The organism is Shewanella sp. WE21, assembly GCF_002966515.1.
GTDB classification, from domain to species: Bacteria; Pseudomonadota; Gammaproteobacteria; order Enterobacterales; family Shewanellaceae; genus Shewanella; species Shewanella oncorhynchi.
The window spans coordinates 647,788-667,897 of sequence record NZ_CP023019.1 but is presented as its reverse complement, the minus strand read 5'-3'; the positions used below and the strand labels follow the sequence as shown (position 1 = coordinate 667,897).

The following is a 20,110-nucleotide window of genomic DNA, read 5'->3' as shown; positions in this document are numbered from 1 at the left end:
CGTAGTGCTTGTGGATATGATTACAATTAAGAAAGGATTGGAACTGCCTATAGCAGGCGGACCAGAGCAAGTTATCCATAATGGCCCAGCCATTAAACATGTAGCTACTTTGGGTGAAGAGTATATTGGCTTACGTCCAACGATGAAGATCAAAGTGGGCGATAAAGTACAAAAAGGCCAAGTTCTTTTTGAAGATAAGAAGAATTTAGGCGTTAAATATACGGCTTTAGCCAGTGGTACTATATTAGACATTAACCGGGGCGCCCAGCGTGTTCTGCAGTCTGTTGTCATTGAAGTGGAAGGAAACGACAGCGTTGCCTTTGCTAAATATGATGCCACTGCACTCGATACGCTCGACTCGCAGTTAGTCCGTGACAATCTGATTGAATCAGGTTTATGGACTGCTTTGCGTACTCGTCCTTTTAGCAAAGTTCCTGCTGTAGACTCTTCTGCTGCTGGTATTTTTGTAACCGCAATAGATACTCAACCTCTTGCCGCTGATCCCGTTGTGGTGATCCGTGAGCATAAAGAAGATTTTGCTAATGGTCTTAAGGTCTTAGCAAGACTTACTGACGGTAAAGTTTACCTTTGTAAAGCGCCTGGCGCTGATATTCCTGCCGCAAACGCCCAAGTTGAAGAATTTGCCGGTGTGCACCCTGCAGGATTAGTCGGTACTCACATTCACTTCTTATTGTCTGCCTCTGCAAAACGTACCGTTTGGCATATTGGTTACCAAGATGTAATAGCAATTGGTCAGCTATTTACGACGGGTGAACTCAATACCGAACGTGTTATTGCGATCGCAGGCCCTAAAGCGGCTAAGCCAAGACTCGTACGCACTGTTGTGGGCGCGAGCATGACTGAATTAACCGCAGGTGAAGCCTTAGATGGCAATGTTCGTCTGATTTCAGGCTCTGTTCTGAATGGTCGTACAGCTGTTGGCCCACAAGGGTATTTAGGTCGTTACCATGTTCAAGTAAGTCTGTTAGAAGAAGGTACAGAGAAAGAATTTTTAGGCTGGGTATTACCAGGCTCAGACAAATATTCTATCACTCGTGCATTCTTAGGACATCTCGCTCCTTCTCGTCTGTTCAGCATGACGACCAGTACAGGTGGTTCAGACCGCGCTATGGTGCCAATTGGTAACTATGAGCGTGTAATGCCATTGGACATTCTTCCTACTATGTTGTTGCGTGACTTGATTTCAGGTGACTTTGACGGTGCTGCTACGTTAGGCGCGTTAGAGTTAGATGAAGAAGATCTCGCACTGTGTACGTTCGTATGTCCAGGCAAGTATGACTACGGTTCATATCTGCGTGACTGTCTAGATACGATCGAGAGGGAAGGCTAATGAGCTTGAAAGATTTTTTCGAACGTATTGAACCCGACTTTGAAAAAGGCGGTAAATACGAAAAGTTTTATGCCCTATTCGAAGCGGCATACACGATTTTTTATACCCCAGGAAAAGTGAACAAGGGCAAAACCCATGTTCGCGATAACCTCGACCTAAAACGTATGATGATTACGGTTTGGGCTTGTGCTTTCCCCGCGATGTTCGTGGGTATGTACAACGTAGGTTTACAAGCTCAATTAGCTTTAGTGGCTGGTTTTGCTACCCCTGACGTATGGCAAGTGAGCTTGTTCAGTATGTTCGGTACCGAACTGACGGCAAACTCTGGCTGGCCTGCGCTGATGTGGTATGGCGCCTGTTTCTTCCTACCTATCTACGCGGTGACTTTTGCCGTCGGTGGTATCTGGGAAGTGCTGTTTGCCTCTATCCGTGGTCATGAAGTCAACGAAGGTTTCTTCGTTACCTCTATCCTGTTTGCTTTAACGCTGCCAGCAACTATCCCATTATGGATGGTGGCGCTGGGTATCACCTTCGGTGTGGTCGTGGCGAAAGAAGTGTTCGGTGGTACAGGGCGTAACTTCTTAAACCCAGCACTAGCGGGTCGTGCCTTCTTGTTCTTCGCTTATCCGTTGAATATGTCAGGTGATACCTCATGGGTTGTGGCTGACGGTTACTCAGGTGCAACTGCACTGAGCCAAGCGGCGTCTGGCACTTTAGATTACGCAATTAACCAAAACTGGTGGGATGCGTTCTTCGGTTTCATTCCAGGTTCAGTGGGTGAAGTGTCTACATTAGCGATTCTGTTAGGTGGTTTGGTCATCATCTACACGCGTATCGCTTCATGGCGCATCGTTGGTGGTGTAATGGTGGGCATGATTGCCATTTCTACGCTGCTTAACGTTGTCGGTAGCGACACTAATCCAATGTTTGCAATGCCTTGGTACTGGCACTTAGTGTTAGGTGGTTTTGCGTTTGGCATGATGTTTATGGCGACAGACCCAGTGTCAGCGTCATTTACTAACCAAGCTAAATGGGCATACGGTATCTTGATCGGTGCAATGGCTGTGTTTATCCGCGTGATTAACCCTGCATTCCCTGAAGGCATGATGTTGGCAATTTTGTTTGCTAACTTGTTCGCGCCATTGTTCGACCACTTCGTGGTTCAGGCAAATATCAAGCGGAGGATTGCCCGTGGCTAGTAATAAAGATTCGTTCGGCAGAACCTTATTTATCGTCGTTGGCCTGTGTCTAATTTGTGCGATATTTGTGTCTACTGCAGCAGTGTTACTGAGACCGACTCAAGCAGAAAATAAACTGCTTGATAAGCAAAAGTACATTCTGGAAGCCGCTGGTCTTATCGATACTAAAGCTGGCAAAGTGACCAAAGCGCAAATTCTAGATACATACGGCAAACACATCGAAGCTAAACTGGTCGATTTGAAAACGGGTGCTTGGGTTGAGGGTGTTGATGCTGACACTTATGATCAACGTAAAGCTTCTCGTGATGTGAAAACCTCATTTGTACCTGAGAATGACATCGCTTCAGTGAAACGTGTTGCTGATAAGGCTGTGGTTTATCTTGTTCGTGACGGCCAAGGTAAATTAACCAGTGTCATTCTGCCAATCCATGGTTATGGCCTATGGTCTACTATGTATGCCTTCCTTGCTATGGATGCTGACCTAAACACAGTGCAAAGCTTAGTCTACTACGAGCACGGCGAAACGCCGGGCTTAGGTGGCGAAGTGCAAAATGCTCAGTGGAAAGCGAAATGGCATGGCAAAAAGTTATTTGATGAGCAAGGTAAACTCGCTATCAGCGTAACGAAAAACCCAACTGTTGCTAGCACTGAGTACGGTGTAGATGCATTATCTGGCGCAACCTTAACGAGTAACGGTGTACAACATTCACTGACATTCTGGTTGGGTAAAGAAGGTTTTGCGAGTTTCATTGAAAAAGCACGCAATGGAGGTCTCAACTAATGTCTGACGCTAAAGAACTGAAACAGGTTCTGACCGGACCTATAGTCAACAACAACCCGATTGCTTTACAAGTACTTGGTGTATGTAGTGCATTAGCGGTAACGAGCAAGCTCGAAACTGCACTGGTAATGGCGTTGGCGTTAACTGCGGTAACTGCGTTTTCGAACCTGTTTATCTCAATGATCCGTAATCATATTCCAAGCAGTGTGCGTATTATCGTACAGATGACCATTATTGCCTCTTTGGTAATCGTGGTTGACCAATTGCTGCAGGCTTATGCTTATCAGATCTCTAAGCAGCTGTCGGTATTCGTCGGTCTGATTATTACGAACTGTATCGTAATGGGTCGTGCCGAAGCCTACGCGATGAAAACACCGCCAATGATGAGCTTTATGGATGGTATCGGTAACGGTTTAGGTTACGGTGCAATTCTGTTAGCTGTTGGCTTCGTACGTGAACTGTTTGGTAACGGTTCTCTGTTCGGTGTTGAAATCCTGCACAAGATCTCTGATGGCGGCTGGTACCAACCAAACGGTCTGCTACTACTGCCTCCGAGTGCGTTCTTCCTGATCGGTGTTTTGATTTGGATTATTCGTACCTATAAGCCAGAGCAAGTTGAAGCAAAAGGGTAAGTGCGATGGAACATTATATTAGCCTGTTAATTCGCTCTGTTTTCATTGAAAACATGGCACTGGCCTTCTTCCTAGGTATGTGTACTTTCTTGGCTGTGTCTAAGAAAGTCACTACAGCCATGGGCCTAGGGATTGCGGTAGTTGTAGTGTTAACTATCTCTGTCCCAGCAAACCAAGTTATCTATCAAGGGCTGCTAGCTCCTGGTGCACTTGCTTGGGCTGGCGCACCTGAAGCTGACTTAAGCTTCTTGAAATTCATTACCTTTATCGGTGTGATTGCGGCTTTGGTTCAAATTCTGGAAATGGCACTGGACAAGTACTTTCCACCTTTGTACAACGCATTAGGTATTTTCTTACCTTTGATCACAGTGAACTGCGCGATTTTCGGTGCGGTATCATTCATGGTTGAGCGTGACTACAAGCTAGGCGAGAGTGTGGTGTTTGGTTTCGGCTCAGGAGTGGGTTGGGCATTAGCTATCGTATTGATGGCCGGTATCCGTGAGAAGCTGAAGTATGCCGACGTGCCTAACGGCCTACGTGGTTTAGGGATTACCTTTATCACCGCTGGTTTGATGGCCTTAGGTTTCATGTCGTTTTCAGGTGTGTCTCTGTAAGAGACACATAACGGCTTCTTGAATTGGACCTTCTAAGGATAAGTTAATGGATATTCTTGGTATTTTTAAATCTACTCCGCTCGAGGTTTACCTCGGTGTGAGTATGTTTACTGCTATCGTCCTCATCTTGGTATTAGTGATTTTATTCGCTAAGTCTAAGTTAGTGGCTAGTGGTGACATCACGATCGGCATTAATGACGATCCTGAAAAAGCGATTACAACCGGTGCGGGCGGTAAGTTGTTAGGCGTTTTGGCTAACAGCGGTATCTTCGTATCGAGTGCGTGTGGTGGCGGTGGCTCATGTGGTCAATGCCGCGTGGTGATTAAGTCTGGCGGCGGCGATATTCTGCCAACGGAACTTGACCACATCAGCAAAGGTGATGCCCGTAAAGGTTGTCGTCTTTCTTGTCAGGTTAACGTTAAGAACGATATGGAAATCGAGCTTGACGAAGAAATCTTCGGTATCAAGAAATGGGAATGTGAAGTTATCTCTAACGATAACAAAGCCACTTTCATTAAAGAACTGAAGCTGCAAATTCCTGATGGCGAGTCTGTACCATTCCGTGCTGGCGGTTATATTCAAATCGAAGCACCAGCTCATCATATTAAATATGCAGATTTTGATGTACCTGCACAATACCGTGGCGACTGGGAACACTTCGGTTTCTTCAATCTTGAATCTAAGGTTGATGAAGAAACTATCCGTGCATACTCAATGGCTAACTACCCAGAAGAGTTCGGCATTATTATGCTGAACGTGCGTATTGCTACGCCTCCACCACGTAACTTGACTCTGCCTTGCGGTAAGATGTCATCTTACATTTGGAGCTTAAAAGCTGGCGATAAAGTGACAATTTCTGGCCCATTCGGTGAATTCTTCGCGAAAGATACCGATGCAGAAATGGTGTTTATCGGCGGTGGTGCGGGTATGGCGCCAATGCGTTCACATATCTTCGACCAACTGAAGCGTCTTCAGTCTAAACGTAAGATGAGCTTCTGGTACGGTGCACGTTCTAAGCGTGAAATGTTCTACGTAGAAGATTTCGACGGCCTAGCGGCTGAGAATGATAACTTCGTATGGCATGTGGCACTTTCAGATCCTCAACCAGAGGATAACTGGGATGGTTACACAGGTTTTATTCATAACGTATTGTATGAAAACTATCTGAAAAACCATGATGCTCCAGAAGATTGTGAGTTCTACATGTGTGGACCTCCAATGATGAACGCTGCGGTCATTGGTATGTTGAAAAATCTTGGTGTCGAAGACGAAAACATCCTGTTGGATGACTTCGGCGGCTAATGTTCATTAGTCCTAGATAGAAAAGTTGCAGATGTTGAGGTTAACCTTTCATCTGCAACTTTTGCATTTAAGGGCCCAAATAAGAGTAGTAGGTCACTATGTTTCAGACCTTAAAGATCAATACCTCAGCGTTAAAGTATTCATTTAACTGGCTAGTCCTCGTGGGACTGGCCTTTTTTGTTTCAGCCTGTTCAAAGCAAAACGAAGTCATTTCGTTGGCCGGCAGCACTATGGGCACGACTTATCACATTAAAGTCGTCCCGAATGAGCAGATGCCGACGGCGCAGTTACTTCAAGCGGAAATTGATTTAGCCCTTGAGCTAGTCAATGACCAGATGTCGACCTATCGGCCTAATTCAGAATTATCCCGTTTCAACCAATTGCCATTGGAGCAAAGCGTTGAAGTCTCACCGGATACCATAAAAGTGGTGCAAGAGGGAATACGTTTATATCAAGTGACTGATAAGGCACTTGATATTACCTTAGGTCCTTTAGTTAATCTGTGGGGTTTTGGACCTGATAAGCGTCCAACGAAAGTTCCGACACAGGCTGATATTGATGCGGCTAAAGCCAAAACAGGGATTAGTGAACTTTCCATTGAAGGCAATCGTCTAAGTAAGCACAACACCCATTTATATGTAGATTTATCATCAATCGCGAAGGGATTTGGGGTTGATAAAATCGCTTCTATTCTTGATAAATACCATGCGACTGGGTATTTAGTTGAAATTGGTGGCGAACTGAGTATCAAAGGTGCCAAAGGTGATGGAAGCTCTTGGCGTGTTGCTATAGAGCAACCGACCAATGATGGCTCTGAAGCCGTACAGCAGGTTATTGCACCTGGTACTATGGCGATGGCGACCTCTGGTGACTATCGTAATTATTATGAAGAAGACGGCCAACGTTTTACGCATATAATCGATCCGCGTACTGGTTTGCCGATAAATCATAAGTTAGCATCCGTGACTGTATTGCATCAAAATTGTATGACGGCCGACGGTTTTGCGACGGCCATGATGGTTTTGGGCACAGAAGCATCATTGGAGCTTGCCAAGAAGGAACACTTGGCGATAATGCTAATCGAAAAGCAAGGCGACGGATTTAAGGTTTATTACAGCGACGCCTTCAAGCCTTTCCTTATTTAGTTTTTGGAGTAAACCATGACCTCTTTTATTGCGGCATTTGTGATCTTGTTAGTCTTCTTTTTGCTCATGTCGATTGGTTATCTCATCAAGCGCAAAGCCGTTGAAGGAAGTTGTGGCGGTTTAGGTGTTCTAGGGATTGAGAAAGCGTGTGATTGTGATGACCCTTGTGACAAACGTAAACGTCGTATGGCCGCTGAAGAAGCGCGTCGTGAGAAGTTAACGAAAGACCGCATTATCTAAATAGTCTTGATTCGATCATAGCCTCCGATTTAGGGGGCTATTTTTTTACTTCGTATTTTCTTACACGGGTTAATCATTTGAGATTTATCCTTGGGATTAGAGTGGGATAGCAAGTTAATCTAAGCAGGAATGAGAATGCTTTTCATCATTAAGTGAGTGAAATATAAAGATAATTTGAGTTGGTCGATAAATTGTACTAGGCTAGAAGCTTGATTTAGATCAATCTTTTCACGCTTACCGAGGATAGTAACTTATGAAAGGTCATCCTAAAGTGGTTGGGCAACTGAATCGGGTGCTTACCTGTGAGTTGACCGCCATCAATCAATATTTCCTCCATGCCCGCATGTTTAAACATTGGGGCTTAGAGAAGTTAAACCACGTCGAATACAAAAAATCCATCCAAGATATGAAGCACGCCGATAAGCTCATCGAGCGAGTGCTGTTTTTGGAAGGTCTGCCTAATCTGCAACAACTCGAAAAACTTCGCATTGGTGAACATAGCCAAGAGATGCTCGACTGCGATCTGGCCATGGTGCAAGAGCAGCTTACATTGCTGCGTGATGCGATTAGCTTGTGTGAAGCCGAACAGGACTATGTGAGCCGCGATCTGCTGGAAGATATTCTCGAAGACGAAGAAGAGCACTTAGATTGGCTCGAGTCGCAGCAAGAGCTCATTACGCTAACCGGTATTCAAAATTATCTACAATCGCAAATTAGCGACCAATAGGAGCAAGATATGAAAGGCGATAAAGACGTCATCGATGCGTTAAATCGACTCCTAACGGGAGAACTCTCGGCAATGGATCAGTATTTTGTCCATGCCCATATGTATGAAGATTGGGGCCTGAATGAACTCTATGAGCGTATCGCCCATGAGTCAGATGATGAGAAAGCCCATGCAGCCAAATTAGTGCAGCGCATTTTATTCCTCGAAGGTACACCCAATGTTGCCGCCCGTGAGGCATTGAACATAGGTAAAGATGTAGAAGAAATGCTACGTAATGATCTCGCCTACGAATACAAGGTCGCGGACGATTTGCGCAAAGTGATTGCACTGTGTGAGCAGAAGCAAGATTACCAGACCCGCGAAATCCTTGAAGTATTACTCGACGATACAGAGTCTGACCATATGTATTGGCTCGAAAAACAACTTGGGCTTATCGACCGTGTTGGGCTGCAAAACTACCTGCAAACTAAGATGTGAGCCTTAGATTGTTAGGTTGAGTAAATACCTAGGCCACTGAGTGTAATGGCCTAGGAAACTCAGTTATTAAGCATGTCTGTTGTTCCTCACACTTGTCTTGTTCTCTTTTTCAGCGCTAGGCCACATCTTATTGGCCCCAAATCTATCAGGAATACTTGATTACTGTTTTTATATACAGTATTTTGGCGTTGGAGGAATTCAACGTGCGAAAAATTATTCATATCGATATGGACTGCTATTTTGCTGCAGTGGAAATGCGCGACTTTCCTGAGTACCGTGGCAAGCCTTTAGCCGTGGGTGGCAGTAGCGACCGTCGCGGTGTTATCAGCACTTGCAGTTACGAGGCACGTAAATTCGGTGTACGTTCAGCAATGGCAACGGCTTATGCCTTTAAGTTGTGCCCTGAGCTGATTTTAGTTCCGGGTCGGATGCAAGTTTACAAAGAAGTGTCGCTACAAATTCGTGAAATATTTTCCCGCTATACCCAATTAATTGAGCCGCTTTCCTTAGATGAAGCTTATTTGGATGTGAGTGAGTGCCAACATTATAAGGGCTCTGCGACCTTGATTGCCCAAGCGATTCGTCGCGATATCTTAGCCGAAACGGGTTTAACCGCATCGGCGGGTATCGCGCCAGTAAAATTTTTAGCTAAGGTCGCCTCGGATCTGAACAAGCCAAACGGCCAATATGTCATTACGCCAGAGACGCTTTCTGAGTTTGTTAAGACCTTATCGCTGCGTAAAATTCCCGGTGTTGGTAAAGTCACCGCAGAAAAGCTCTCTTCGCTCGGGCTCAATACCTGTGGTGATGTGCAAGCTTATTCTAAACCTGAGCTCTTAGCGCGATTCGGTAAGTTTGGTGGTGTGTTGATTGAGCGTTCCCAAGGCATAGATGAACGGGGGATTTCTGCCGACAGAGAGCGCAAATCAGTGGGGGTTGAAACCACATTAGCAAAGGATATTTATAGCTTAGAGCAGTGCCAGCAGGTGATGCCGAGTTTGATCCAAGAACTGTCGTTGCGTTTAAGTCGCAGTGCTAAGGAACGCAAAATACATAAACAGGTGGTCAAACTTAAGTTTAACGATTTCAAGCAGACTACAATTGAGCACCGGAGCGATGAAGTCTCGATTGTAATGTTCTATGAGCTACTCGCACAGGCTATGGAAAGGCAAGAAGGCCGCGGCATTCGTCTATTGGGGATTTCAGTTGGCCTTACTGATTCTACTCTTGTCGTCGCCACAAGCTTAAACGGCCAGACTCAGCTGGATTTAGCACTCTAGCCGTTTATTGAGTCGATAAGCCGCAGACTCATGCCTGCATTGGCTCAATAAGCCTCGGGTGGATTCGCCAACATAAAATCAATTAACAGTCTGACTCGTAAGGGCAGGTTGTCCCGATCGCGATACATCAAGTAGGCGGTACGCGGAATACCTTGCCACTCGGGCAGTATTTGAATGAGTTTGCCACTTCGTATCTGTTCACTCGCCATGCTGATGGGTATGAGTCCAATCCCAAGCCCCGCCACCACGGCCTGACAGGCAATCGCCATATCATCGACGGCTAATTTGATATTCCCCCTTGGTTCAAACTCGACATTTTGCCCTGTGCTATTGTGCTGTAAACGCCACGTTTTTGTGGGCTTGGCGATGATAACCGGATGCTGATCCAGCTCTTCAATGGATTGCAGCGCATGCCACTGCGTTGCCGATGTGCTGGTGCAAAGTACAAAGCTAATCGTGGTAAGTGGCCTTGCAATCCAATCGGGATCTTTAGGTTCGCCCACTCGAAAGGCGATATCGATGGCGTTTTCACTGACATCGATATTCATGTTCGACAGACTTAAATCGATATCAATATTGGGATAATGCCGTTGGAAGGCGTTGAGTGATTCACCTAGCCAGCGATAGGTTGTATTGATGGGCGCCGAGATCCGCAATTTGCCAACCGCTTGATGTTTATCCGCATGCAACTCACCAGATACCTGGTTTAACTCGATAAATAGCGGGCCGCAGCGTTCGAGATACCGCTGACCTGTGGCGGTAAGGTTGACTCTATGGGCGTCTCTGTGCAGTAAACGCAGACCTAAGGATTGTTCTAACAGATTGATTCGACGGCTTAAGGTTGAAGGTGGAATGCCTAAGTGCTGCGCCGCGAGCTTAAAACTCCCTTGCTGTGCCACCACCCAAAATAAGCGCATATCGTCTAAGGAATAATTAAGTTTCATATTTGGAATTTAAGCTCTCAATCTTGTTGGTTTTAATAATATATGAAACTTATAAACTAAGCTCAATCCCAATTACCTCCCTAGAGGCCGATATGAAATCCCATACACCTTACATGACATTCGTTTGTCTACTGATTTGCGTTTTTAGCTGGGGCAGTGTGTTTCCTATTGCTAAGCGAGTGCTGGAGGAGATGTCAGGAGAATCCCTCGTCTTCTGGCGTTTTACCATTGCGGCTGTGACTCTAGCGTTATATATCGTTTTTACTCGTCAGGTTTGGCCCAAATTGAGTTTGGCGCAATATATTGTCATAGCGTTAGTGGGTGTGATTGGTGTGGGCGGCTTAAATCTGGCGTTATTTAATGGCCTGCAGCATACCTCTGCTGCCAATGGTGCCTTGATTATGGCGCTCAGCCCGCTGGTGACTTCAATCGTCAATGCGCTATTACAGCGTGAATGGCTCAGCAGACAACAAGTGTTTAGCTTAGTGGGTGGATTGGCGGGCGTACTGCTAGTGATCACCAACGGTAGTGTGCAGCAGTTGCTCAACTTTAGTTTTAACCAAGGTGATGTGATGATTGCCGCCGGCATGTTGGCGTGGAGTGGTTATACCATTTGTTCGCAACGGGTCGGCCATTGGTTGCCAGTGTTGCCCTTTACCTTGCTGAGTATGATAGCTGCCAGTGTGTCTATGTCCGTGGTTGGGCTTGGCCGCGGTGAGTTTCACCCTTGGCTGGAGTTGATGGAACTGTCGGCAACGGCTTTTTCTAGCGTGCTCTACATAGGTTTGTTCGCCACTGTGCTCGGTTATCTGTTTTGGATTAACGGTGTTAAGGCGCTTGGCCCCGCTAAGGCATCGATTTTTTTTAATCTCGTGCCCGTTTTTGCAGCATTAACGGCGTTAGCCATGGGGCAGGCGGTGACGGAAATTCAATTGGTAGGGATGCTGATAGTGATCCTTGCGTTGATGTTACCCATGTTAGTCAACTTACGCGCGGCAAGAGGCTTAGTGGTTAAGCGCTGCTAATCTGTGCTAGCTTTGCTGTTTAAATATAAGGGAGCACCTGAATTCAGATAATCACTGCGACAGGTTTATGCTCCCTTATTCGTTTGAGGGGACCTTTCAAACATCACTGATTTACAAAAGGTAACTTATATAAAAGCTTTCACTCTCAACAAATTACAGTTTAAAGCGGCTGACCAGCGCCGTGAGATTACTCGCCATTGACGAGAGTTGTACGCTTGCTGCGTAGATTTCATCAGTGGTTCTTAGACTTTCCTCCGACTGTTCGGCAATGTGTTGAATATTCTGATGACTCTCGTTGGCCATAGTGGTTTGCGCTTTAGCCGCGAGGGCGATTTGATTGTTCATCTCACTAATTTGGCTGACCATTTCTGCAATATGCGCTAAGGCTTCACCGGCATTACTGGCGGCTTCTACGCTTGAGATAGCCTTTTCATTACCGATATTAATCGCTGCCACAGCGCTTTGAGTGCCATTTTGCACATTGGCGATCATTAATTTAATTTCTTCGGTGGATTGGTGAGTCTTAGAGGCAAGGGATCGCACTTCATCGGCAACCACTGCAAAGCCGCGTCCTTGTTCGCCCGCGCGCGCCGCTTCAATTGCAGCATTAAGGGCTAATAGATTCGTCTGTTCGGCAATGGCTTGAATCACCTCAAGCACGCGGCCAATATGTTGGCCTTCCTGTTCGAGTTTATTGATCTGCATTTCTGCCGTGCCTACATCTCCCGCAAGTTCACGAATCACATTGATGGTTTTTTTCACTCTTGCCTGACCGTCGGCGGTAAATATGTCGGCTTGTTTAGCGGCATCGGCGGCATGACTGGCACTGACTGATACTTCTTGTACTGAGGCGGCAATATGATCGCTGGCATCGGCGATTCTGTGGGTGGCAGCTTGTTGATCCATCAAGGTATGTTTTGCTGATGCGCTGGTTTTGGCTAGACCTTCGGCAGCGGTGTTGAGCTCTGATGTAGACTGTTTAAATTGCGAGATAATACCATGTAAGTTATCGAGAAAATGATTGAATGCCTTGGCGAGATCACCAAGCTCGTCTTTAGAGGTTAAGTGGACTCGTTCGGTCAAATCGCCATCACCATCGGTAATGTCGTGGATTTTTGCGAGTAAAACCGCCAGCGGTTTGCTGATGAGTTTAGGCAGTGCAACGATAAAGAGTATGCAGATCAAGAGACTGATGGCTAAGGCAATTAACTGCATCTGTTGTCCATGATTGGCATCATCATCTACTTGGGCTATCGCTGCGGTAGTATTACTATTTAAATCATTGATTAAATGATTAATGTTCTGGTGTAGTTGCTCGAATTGCGTTGCTGCTTGACCGAAACTAAGATCAATCGCCGTCGTTCTACCGTTACGGCCATTTTGGGTGCGTTGATTACTGATTTCTGTGGTTGTCGCTCGCCAAGTATCGAAACTGTGATTTAATTCATTGAGCTTATCTTTAGCGAGGGGACTTGTGGTCACATCGGCAAACTTATCAATATGTTCTTTAACCAGAGAGATACTATTAGTGTGCTGCTTTAAAAGGTCGTTGTAAGAGTCTGTGCCCACGTTAACAAACATCAGGCTGCGCTCGGCCACTTGAGCTTGATAAAGCTCTTTATCGGCCTGTAGGAGTTCAGATTGGCTAGGTAAGTACTCAAGCGCGAGTGTATTCGCGCTGTGATTTAAGGCTTTGAGTCCTAAAATGCCAGTTGAAGAGGCGAAGATGACTACGCCGGCGAGTAGCAGACTCGGATAAGTCAGTTTCTGATTAACGGATAGATCTTTATACCATTCCATAGTCACGCCCTCCTTGATTGATGCACTGAAAAGGTGAGAGCCGCAATAACCTCTGTGGTAAGAGGATGCAGCCCATCACTGGCGTTCTCTGGCAATTAGAGTCCAAATTGATCTAGGTTGATCCCAATCGTGATAGCACCAATTGCAGCATCGCCATCCATCACTGGAATAGAAATTTGTACTAGATAGGCTTGGGAGCTCTCGTCAAACTTGACCGGACCTATGTGTTTATCACCTTTGCCATTGGCGAAGGATTTTTGCCATTTATCTTCATCACCCTGCCAATAATCTGAAGTTTTACTGATCATAGCGACGTTCGCGCCTTGATTGTCCATGAGGAAAATTTCTTGGTAGTAAGGTTTGCTGGCTTCGAAGGTCGTGAGAAACTTGGCCGCTTCGTTGTTCATCAGGGATGACATAAAGTCATCAATACCTGCGGTGGCAATCCATTTTTCATCTAATGTTTTGATTGAATCTAAGCTTTTGCCTTGGGCATTTTGCGCTTTAACGGCATTCACCAGTACCACTTCTCTGCCTAATGGCATCAGTGAATCGGCTAGGTCGATAACGGCTTTGGGGACTTCTTCGGCGAAACTGAGGTTACTGCTGAGCAGTAGTGCGGCGGCTGACAAGATTTTACCAAATTTCATGATCTCTATTCCTTAAGGTCACAGTATTGAAGGGGAAAGCGGTTATCTCTAAAAGCGCGATAAGCAAAAATACGTTAGGGTCAGACAGAACAACTATAGTAGAAAATTCAAGTTATTCAGTTCTTTCATAAAAATTTTATCGACGGCATTTTTTCACAAATAGAATCCGCGGTAAAAAATAAGGCCACATCTGACTTGAGCAGATGTGGCCTTGAATTGAGTGAGCTAGGGTAAGGTTAGAGCATTAAGCCTTGACTGGAATGCGCTCGAGTACGGCTAATAATAATGTCCAATATTGGCCGACTGTGGTGATATTTACCATTTCGTCTGGACCGTGTGGATAGCGAATGGTGGGACCAATCGAGACCATGTCCATGTCTGGATAGGGTTTCTTGAATAGGCCACACTCGAGACCCGCATGGATCACCATGATCACTGGCTCTTTGTGGTAAATGTCTTGATAGGTTTCGCGCACTATCGCCATTACAGGTGAGCTGTTATCTGGCTTCCAGCCTGGGTAAGCACCGCTTAAATCGATATCGGCTCCGGCTAAATTGGTCAGCGCAGTTAACATGCCTTCGACTTGAGTACGGCCAGAATCGATCAGCGAGCGGATAAGGCACAGGATAGTGACTTCTTCATCGTTAGTGCTGATAACGCCAACGTTGAGCGAGGTTTCAGTCACACCTTCGACTTCATCACTCATGCGGATCACGCCGTTCGGGCACACATGCAGCAAATCGATCAGGGTATTTTGGCTGTTTTCACTCATCACACGTTTTGGTGTTGGGATAGTGTTTAACACTAAACGCATATCGGGATCGGCAATGGCGAGTTCGGTGCGGATAAGCGCTTCAAACTCAGCGACTTTTTCGTTTAAGGCGCTGACGTTTTCTTCTGGCAACATAAAGCTGATGTTGGCTTCCCGTGGAATCGCATTACGCAGTGAACCGCCGCTAAATTGGGTCAACTCCAACGCTAAATCATCTGCATTTTCAAAGAGGAAACGCGCCAATAGCTTGTTGGCATTACCACGACCTAAGTGAATGTTCACCCCAGAGTGACCCCCTTTTAAGCCAGATAAGTGCAGGCTAAAGGCTGAGTAACTTTGCTCAGAGGCTTGCCACACCATAGGCAGGGTGATTTGAGCATCGACACCGCCGGCGCAACCCATGTAGATTTCACCTTCTTGTTCTGAGTCGGTATTGATCAGAATGTCAGCGTCTAACATGCCAGCCTGTAAACCGAAGGCGCCTGTCATGCCCGCTTCTTCATCTATCGTCAGCAGCACTTCTAATGGGCCGTGCTTGATATCATCAGAGCCTAAAATGGCTAAAGCCGATGCCATGCCAATACCGTTATCTGAACCTAAGGTTGTACCCTTGGCTTTAACCCAATCGCCATCGACATAAGCTTCGATAGGATCTTTAGTAAAATCATGCACTTTATCGGCATTTTTTTGTGGCACCATATCGATATGGGCTTGAATAACCACGATTTTACGATCTTCCATACCCAGCGTCGCAGGTTTACGGATGATCAAGTTGCCAACGGCATCCTCAACGACGGCAAGTTGTTTGCTTTTAGCCCACGCTTGAATGTGCTGGCTTAAGGCTTGCTCATGCTTAGATGGATGGGGAATCGCGCAAATTTGTTCGAACCATTGCCATAATGGCTGCGGGTATAACTGACTTAAGGCTGTCACTTGAGTGTCCCTCATAAGGTCTTGTGGGTATAGGGCAAATTTGCGGCCATTCTACCACATTCTGTGCAGCCAAATAATCTCAGCGTCACAGGCTTTTGGTGAGCTGGCAGCCAAAGTTTCCAGTTCGATTTTTTCTGGGAGTGTCGGTACCACTTTTAGATTGGTAATTAAGCGATAGAGCGGGAATAATGCAGGCACAATAATGAAAAAGGATGGGTCATGTTTCAAGTTAACTTCGTTGATGTAAAAGCAGAAAATGCCATTTTTGATGGTGAAGGCTGGGATGCGGTTGTGGTGGTGACGCCCGATCTGGATTCTATCGGTTTTGATGAGATAGGTTTATTGGCTCAGCACGGTGCCCACGTGGATAAGCGCGTGGGTAAGAGCCCGACATTACTGTTTGCCCCAGGGCTTGCGGGAGGGCGTTTGATCATTGCCCCTGTCACCCAAGTGAATGACGAGTATGTGGACGTGCGAGTCTATGCCAATGCTGCAAGGGCGGCGATTGCCATTGCAAAAGACGCAGGTGCAAAACGTCCATTGTTATATGTAGTGCCATCGAAGGACTCACGTTTTAGTTTTGCCTCTGAAGTTGCAGCATTAGCCTGCGGTCAAGAACTGTGGCAAACCTTAGAGCTGCGTGAAGCGACTGGCTTAACGCCTGCATTTGAGGCCATAGGGTTATTATCTTCATCAACCCATAACAGCAATTTGCTCAATGCCTTAGAAGCTGGCCGCGTATTAGCGCGGGATTTGTGTGGTACTGAACCTGAGCGCATGTCGGCTAAAGCCTTTGCCGATTATTGTCTGCAATCCTTAGCGGGCAGCGTGATCAAAACCGCAGTGGTAGAAGACAGAGATATTTTAGAGCGTGATTATCCGCTACTCAGCGCCGTGGCGCGTTCTTCTTTTGCTGTCGGTCGTCATCAGCCTCGCGTGGTGAAACTAGAGTATCTGCCAGAGGGTCAAGTGACTCGCACTTTCCTGTTTGCGGGTAAGGGCGTGATTTACGATACCGGCGGCGCCGATCTGAAAGTCGGCGGCGCTATGGCGGGCATGAGTCGTGATAAAGGCGGCGCTTCTGCCGTGGCGGGTTTATTTAAAACTCTGTCAATGCTCAAGCCTAAAGGTATTCGAGTGATTGCCGAGTTAGGTTTAGTGCGTAACAGCATAGGCAGCGAAGCCTTCGTGACCGATGAAATTATTACGAGCCATGCGGGTGTGCGGGTACGAATTGGTAATACGGATGCCGAAGGGCGCTTAGTGCTGGCAGATTTACTGAGCCATTTACGTATCAAAGCCGTGTCAGCGGTGAAGCCTGAGATGTTTTCGGTAGCAACACTCACAGGTCATGTCGTACGTTGTTATGGCAGTTATCCTGCGGCGGTTGAAAACTCAGTGGCGAGTTCACAGCAATGCGCTGTCACTTTACAGCAGCAAGCGACTCAATGGGGTGAACCCTTTGAAGTGTCTACATTACGCCCTGAAGACTTCGCTAAGATCCGCGATGTGTCAGGCGCTGCTGAAATATTATCTTCCAATAATGCACCATCATCGATTACCGCCCGTGGACATCAATATCCCGCGGCGTTTTTACTGAAAGCCTCTGGATTATTTGATCATGGGGTTAATGCCCCTATTCCCTTGGCTTACACACACTTAGATATTGCAGGCAGTGCAACAGAAGGTGATCCGCTCTACGGCAAACCTACAGCGAGTCCGCTGGTGGGCTTGTATCAATATCTGATCAATTGCTAACGATTTGTGGTAACAAATAGAAATAATTCTGTAATATCTTATTTATTAGATATTTACAGGGTTATTTCTGTTTTTATGTGAAGCAGGTCGCCATTAACTTCACTATAATTGTGTAATTTAATTACATTAAAAAGCCTTAATCAAAAAAAATACAAATAAAGGTTGTAATAAAACTACAAATCCATATAATTGCTTTCGTGGATTAGGCACTACGCCTTTCCTCTCTAGTCTATCCAGGATGGATATTTTTCTCCAAGGACCTGAGTGACAAGTCGTCTCAACGGATATGAGAATCTCTAGTTCCAAGGAACCGAGCCAAGCTTCACTAGAGTACTTAATCACAACTAATTTAGGAGTATTGACTATGTCTTATACAGGCAACAACCATATTTATTGGCAAAACACTTGGTTTAACACTGATGTTTTGCGTGGCGGTTTATTCGCCATGAGCTTTAAGGCCTAACCCTCCTTAAAGTTTGAGTTTCCATCATCCATCAACCTTTGTATCGCCTTTTTTGGCGTGTTTAGACTCAAGTAGCATATTGATGTTTTTGCATGGATATGCCAGGTTTTTCCCGCTAGCGCGGTAATGTACTTCCCCGAAAGGGACGCTTGAAATATGTCTTTGCCTGCTCATTGAGCAGGCTTTTTTTTGTCTTTTTTTCGCTTAAGCGTTTAACGGTTTTGCCTGATGGTAATGAGCGTAAACGGTTCGTGTTAGAAGTGATGCGGTATGGACAACAAATGGATATGGGGTTCAATATACAAGCTATCGGCCTATCGCTTGTGATACTTGTTACTCAGGGACTGTTTATGGACACTAAGCTGTTTTTTCAAAATGGTAAGTTAACACTGGATATCAACCCCAGTGAGATGCGAATGTCGCATTGGGTTTATGCGCCAGTGTTAATCAATACTGAAACGGCGGAAGTGCTTTTTGATTTATCAGGGAAGGGCTGGGATTTTCGGTCTGCAGAAGAAAATGGTGATGACATCATTTTAAAGCTTGCCCGTTATCCTGATGCGAACAACGTATTTAGGCTCGTTCTGAATATATCAAAAGACCGAGCAAGCCTTAACGGTAATATTTTTTCAATTAATGATGTGTGTAAGGTATTAGAGGATATTGCCTAACAAGTGATATATGGATGTCTTAATTTTTATATATAAATCATAGCTTTTAATCTGCAAAGATATATGTGGCAAACCCTACCCAACTTAATAGTAAAAGCGTTATGGCAATCCAAGTCGCGGTGGTGAACTGACGTTGAGATTCGGATAATGAGTCTGAATCCTCTAGTTCATCAGTGTCATTAACTGTGCGAGATTTTGCTCTCAACTGTTGTTTACGTGCTTTATCCCGTTCGCGAGCTTTGGCTTTTTGCAGCTTTTTATATTCAGCTATGCCTTTTTCAATCCCTTGGGCAATGAGTTTAGTTTGCTCTTTGGTTTGGCCCGGCTTTTGGGTGGCTTTGGCTGCGACTAGTGCTTCTTGTTGAGTTTCTGTCGAGATAGTGGGTTTCATCTGGGCTCTGCCTAAATTAATGCGGCTGTGGCTAAAAGGTGATAGCTAAAGTGTAAACGCAGCGATTATACCCACATTAGGCCTCAAAAACGTAAGATGAATATCTTCTTTCCATTAAAAAATCAGTGGATGTCCACCCTGTGGGGCGGGGATATATACGGGCTCGTAGTCCCATACTTCCCTAATGGTATCAACCGACAGAGCATCGGATGGCGTGCCTTCACTGACGATTCGCCCTTGTTTTAACACAATTAATTGATCGCTATAGCGTGCGGCTTGGTTTAAGTCATGCAGTACTACTATTACAGTGTAGCCTTGTTGGTGAGCTAAGTTTTGGGCTAATTCAAGTACTCTGTGCTGCTGGGCAAGATCCAACGCCGATGTTGGTTCATCCAGTAATAGTACGGGTGGAAACGGCGATTGCCTGAGTTGAGTTAAGACTCTGGCGAGTTGGACTCGCTGTTTCTCGCCGCCTGAGAGGGTTGGATAGCTGCGCTTAGCCAGATGGGTTAAGCCCACTTGCGCCAGTTGCTCGGCAACTAACGCATCTCCTTCTATCTTACTGATGGTTAAGGGATATAAGCCCATTGCTACGACTTCTGACACAGTGAAGGGAAAGGTGAGACTGGCGTGTTGCGGCAGTACAGCTAAGGATTTTGCCAGCTCGCTCCTAGGCCAATCCGCCAGTTGGCTATGGCCTAGCCGTATACTTTGCCTTGGTGTGCTGATTTCTTGGCAAAGGGCTTTAAGCAGGGTGGATTTACCCGCACCATTTGGGCCGAGTAGGGCGGTTACTGCACCCGATTGAAACTGTACATTAATATCACTGAGCACGGTTTTTGGACCGATGTTGACATCGAGCTGACAAATGCTGAGCTGGGTGCGATCAAATTGCGCCTTGGCTGAATAAGTTGTCGATTGTGATGGTTGATTTGCAAAGGATGTTGCAGCCAT

21 protein-coding genes are annotated in these 20,110 nt (G+C 45.9%); 14 read left to right on the top strand and 7 right to left on the bottom strand.

Annotated features, from left to right (window positions below; translation table 11 throughout):
- Positions 1–16 precede the first annotated feature (16 nt).
- The 11 genes from CKQ84_RS02825 to dinB all read left to right on the top strand — a co-directional run bounded on the left by CKQ84_RS02825 (position 17) and on the right by dinB (position 9,749).
- Positions 17–1,351 carry a Na(+)-translocating NADH-quinone reductase subunit A gene (locus CKQ84_RS02825; RefSeq protein WP_028761568.1) on the top strand — a complete coding sequence of 445 codons (1,335 nt, stop codon included), beginning with the start codon at positions 17–19 and terminating at the stop codon, positions 1,349–1,351.
- Positions 1,351–2,550, top strand: coding sequence for an NADH:ubiquinone reductase (Na(+)-transporting) subunit B (locus tag CKQ84_RS02820; protein WP_105250021.1), 1,200 nt, complete (start codon positions 1,351–1,353; stop codon positions 2,548–2,550). Before CKQ84_RS02825 ends, CKQ84_RS02820 begins: the two co-directional genes overlap by 1 nt.
- Positions 2,543–3,331 carry a Na(+)-translocating NADH-quinone reductase subunit C gene (locus CKQ84_RS02815; RefSeq protein ID WP_028761566.1) on the top strand — a complete coding sequence of 263 codons (789 nt, stop codon included), beginning with the start codon at positions 2,543–2,545 and terminating at the stop codon, positions 3,329–3,331. Before CKQ84_RS02820 ends, CKQ84_RS02815 begins: the two co-directional genes overlap by 8 nt.
- Entirely contained in the window at positions 3,331–3,963 is a 633-nt protein-coding gene (locus CKQ84_RS02810) for an NADH:ubiquinone reductase (Na(+)-transporting) subunit D (RefSeq protein WP_006080467.1), read from the top strand. The genes CKQ84_RS02815 and CKQ84_RS02810 overlap by 1 nt, the downstream gene beginning before the upstream one ends.
- A gap of 5 nt (positions 3,964–3,968) precedes the next feature.
- Positions 3,969–4,577, top strand: coding sequence for an NADH:ubiquinone reductase (Na(+)-transporting) subunit E (nqrE, locus tag CKQ84_RS02805; RefSeq protein ID WP_006080469.1), 609 nt, complete (start codon positions 3,969–3,971; stop codon positions 4,575–4,577).
- Positions 4,578–4,623: 46 nt separating this feature from the next.
- Complete coding sequence (gene nqrF, locus CKQ84_RS02800; RefSeq protein WP_028761565.1) at positions 4,624–5,880, top strand: NADH:ubiquinone reductase (Na(+)-transporting) subunit F; 1,257 nt, start codon at positions 4,624–4,626, stop codon at positions 5,878–5,880.
- Positions 5,881–5,978: 98 nt separating this feature from the next.
- Positions 5,979–7,025, top strand: a complete 1,047-nt coding sequence (locus tag CKQ84_RS02795; protein ID WP_105250020.1) for an FAD:protein FMN transferase — start codon at positions 5,979–5,981, stop codon at positions 7,023–7,025.
- Positions 7,026–7,040: 15 nt separating this feature from the next.
- Positions 7,041–7,265 carry a (Na+)-NQR maturation NqrM gene (gene nqrM, locus CKQ84_RS02790; protein ID WP_105250019.1) on the top strand — a complete coding sequence of 75 codons (225 nt, stop codon included), beginning with the start codon at positions 7,041–7,043 and terminating at the stop codon, positions 7,263–7,265.
- Between the two features lie 253 nt (positions 7,266–7,518).
- Entirely contained in the window at positions 7,519–7,992 is a 474-nt protein-coding gene (gene bfr, locus CKQ84_RS02785; protein WP_006080475.1) for a bacterioferritin, read from the top strand.
- Between the two features lie 9 nt (positions 7,993–8,001).
- Positions 8,002–8,469 (top strand): bacterioferritin, encoded by a 468-nt coding sequence (bfr, locus tag CKQ84_RS02780; RefSeq protein WP_011918791.1) that lies wholly within the window; start codon positions 8,002–8,004, stop codon positions 8,467–8,469.
- Positions 8,470–8,672: 203 nt separating this feature from the next.
- Positions 8,673–9,749: a DNA polymerase IV gene (gene dinB, locus CKQ84_RS02775; RefSeq protein ID WP_105250018.1), complete on the top strand. Its 1,077-nt coding sequence runs from the start codon at positions 8,673–8,675 to the stop codon at positions 9,747–9,749.
- 44 nt (positions 9,750–9,793) lie between these two features.
- Here dinB and CKQ84_RS02770 read toward each other — a convergent pair whose 3' ends face one another.
- Entirely contained in the window at positions 9,794–10,693 is a 900-nt protein-coding gene (locus CKQ84_RS02770) for a LysR family transcriptional regulator (protein ID WP_028761561.1), read from the bottom strand.
- 92 nt (positions 10,694–10,785) lie between these two features.
- Here CKQ84_RS02770 and CKQ84_RS02765 point away from each other — a divergent pair, with 92 nt between their 5' ends.
- A complete protein-coding gene (locus CKQ84_RS02765; RefSeq protein WP_105250017.1) occupies positions 10,786–11,718 on the top strand; it encodes a DMT family transporter in 933 nt (310 codons plus the stop codon).
- A gap of 153 nt (positions 11,719–11,871) precedes the next feature.
- Here the strand turns inward: CKQ84_RS02765 and CKQ84_RS02760 are convergent, their stop codons facing one another.
- From CKQ84_RS02760 to CKQ84_RS23715, 4 genes are all read right to left on the bottom strand, one after another.
- Positions 11,872–13,518: a methyl-accepting chemotaxis protein gene (locus tag CKQ84_RS02760; RefSeq protein ID WP_105250016.1), complete on the bottom strand. Its 1,647-nt coding sequence runs from the start codon at positions 13,516–13,518 to the stop codon at positions 11,872–11,874.
- 95 nt (positions 13,519–13,613) lie between these two features.
- A complete protein-coding gene (locus CKQ84_RS02755; RefSeq protein ID WP_028761558.1) occupies positions 13,614–14,168 on the bottom strand; it encodes a cache domain-containing protein in 555 nt (184 codons plus the stop codon).
- 244 nt (positions 14,169–14,412) lie between these two features.
- Positions 14,413–15,873 carry an aminoacyl-histidine dipeptidase gene (locus CKQ84_RS02750; RefSeq protein ID WP_105250015.1) on the bottom strand — a complete coding sequence of 487 codons (1,461 nt, stop codon included), beginning with the start codon at positions 15,871–15,873 and terminating at the stop codon, positions 14,413–14,415.
- 51 nt (positions 15,874–15,924) lie between these two features.
- Positions 15,925–16,101: a hypothetical protein gene (locus tag CKQ84_RS23715; RefSeq protein ID WP_158682986.1), complete on the bottom strand. Its 177-nt coding sequence runs from the start codon at positions 16,099–16,101 to the stop codon at positions 15,925–15,927.
- Between CKQ84_RS23715 and CKQ84_RS02745 the strand changes: the two genes are divergently transcribed.
- Positions 16,093–17,631, top strand: a complete 1,539-nt coding sequence (locus tag CKQ84_RS02745; protein ID WP_105250014.1) for a peptidase M17 — start codon at positions 16,093–16,095, stop codon at positions 17,629–17,631. The two genes, CKQ84_RS23715 and CKQ84_RS02745, sit on opposite strands and share 9 nt — an antisense overlap.
- Positions 17,632–18,243: 612 nt before the next feature.
- Positions 18,244–18,765: a hypothetical protein gene (locus CKQ84_RS23965; RefSeq protein ID WP_254053159.1), complete on the top strand. Its 522-nt coding sequence runs from the start codon at positions 18,244–18,246 to the stop codon at positions 18,763–18,765.
- Positions 18,766–18,811: 46 nt separating this feature from the next.
- On the opposite strand, the gene CKQ84_RS02730 is transcribed toward CKQ84_RS23965, so the two are convergent.
- A complete protein-coding gene (locus CKQ84_RS02730; RefSeq protein ID WP_105250013.1) occupies positions 18,812–19,156 on the bottom strand; it encodes a DUF2956 domain-containing protein in 345 nt (114 codons plus the stop codon).
- Between the two features lie 114 nt (positions 19,157–19,270).
- Positions 19,271–20,110, bottom strand: coding sequence for a heme ABC transporter ATP-binding protein (locus tag CKQ84_RS02725; RefSeq protein WP_105250012.1), 840 nt, complete (start codon positions 20,108–20,110; stop codon positions 19,271–19,273).

Coding starts and splice junctions, on each gene's coding strand:
- CKQ84_RS02770 (WP_028761561.1), bottom strand. CDS start 10,693: ATGAAACTTAATTATTCCTTAGACGATATGCGCTTATTTTGGGTGGTG.
- CKQ84_RS02755 (WP_028761558.1), bottom strand. CDS start 14,168: ATGAAATTTGGTAAAATCTTGTCAGCCGCCGCACTACTGCTCAGCAGT.
- CKQ84_RS02730 (WP_105250013.1), bottom strand. CDS start 19,156: ATGAAACCCACTATCTCGACAGAAACTCAACAAGAAGCACTAGTCGCA.
- bfr (WP_011918791.1), top strand. CDS start 8,002: ATGAAAGGCGATAAAGACGTCATCGATGCGTTAAATCGACTCCTAACG.
- CKQ84_RS02725 (WP_105250012.1), bottom strand. CDS start 20,110: ATGGCTGCAACATCCTTTGCAAATCAACCATCACAATCGACAACTTAT.
- nqrF (WP_028761565.1), top strand. CDS start 4,624: ATGGATATTCTTGGTATTTTTAAATCTACTCCGCTCGAGGTTTACCTC.
- CKQ84_RS02760 (WP_105250016.1), bottom strand. CDS start 13,518: ATGGAATGGTATAAAGATCTATCCGTTAATCAGAAACTGACTTATCCG.
- CKQ84_RS02745 (WP_105250014.1), top strand. CDS start 16,093: ATGTTTCAAGTTAACTTCGTTGATGTAAAAGCAGAAAATGCCATTTTT.
- nqrM (WP_105250019.1), top strand. CDS start 7,041: ATGACCTCTTTTATTGCGGCATTTGTGATCTTGTTAGTCTTCTTTTTG.
- nqrE (WP_006080469.1), top strand. CDS start 3,969: ATGGAACATTATATTAGCCTGTTAATTCGCTCTGTTTTCATTGAAAAC.
- CKQ84_RS02795 (WP_105250020.1), top strand. CDS start 5,979: ATGTTTCAGACCTTAAAGATCAATACCTCAGCGTTAAAGTATTCATTT.
- CKQ84_RS02810 (WP_006080467.1), top strand. CDS start 3,331: ATGTCTGACGCTAAAGAACTGAAACAGGTTCTGACCGGACCTATAGTC.
- CKQ84_RS02820 (WP_105250021.1), top strand. CDS start 1,351: ATGAGCTTGAAAGATTTTTTCGAACGTATTGAACCCGACTTTGAAAAA.
- bfr (WP_006080475.1), top strand. CDS start 7,519: ATGAAAGGTCATCCTAAAGTGGTTGGGCAACTGAATCGGGTGCTTACC.
- CKQ84_RS02765 (WP_105250017.1), top strand. CDS start 10,786: ATGAAATCCCATACACCTTACATGACATTCGTTTGTCTACTGATTTGC.
- CKQ84_RS02825 (WP_028761568.1), top strand. CDS start 17: ATGATTACAATTAAGAAAGGATTGGAACTGCCTATAGCAGGCGGACCA.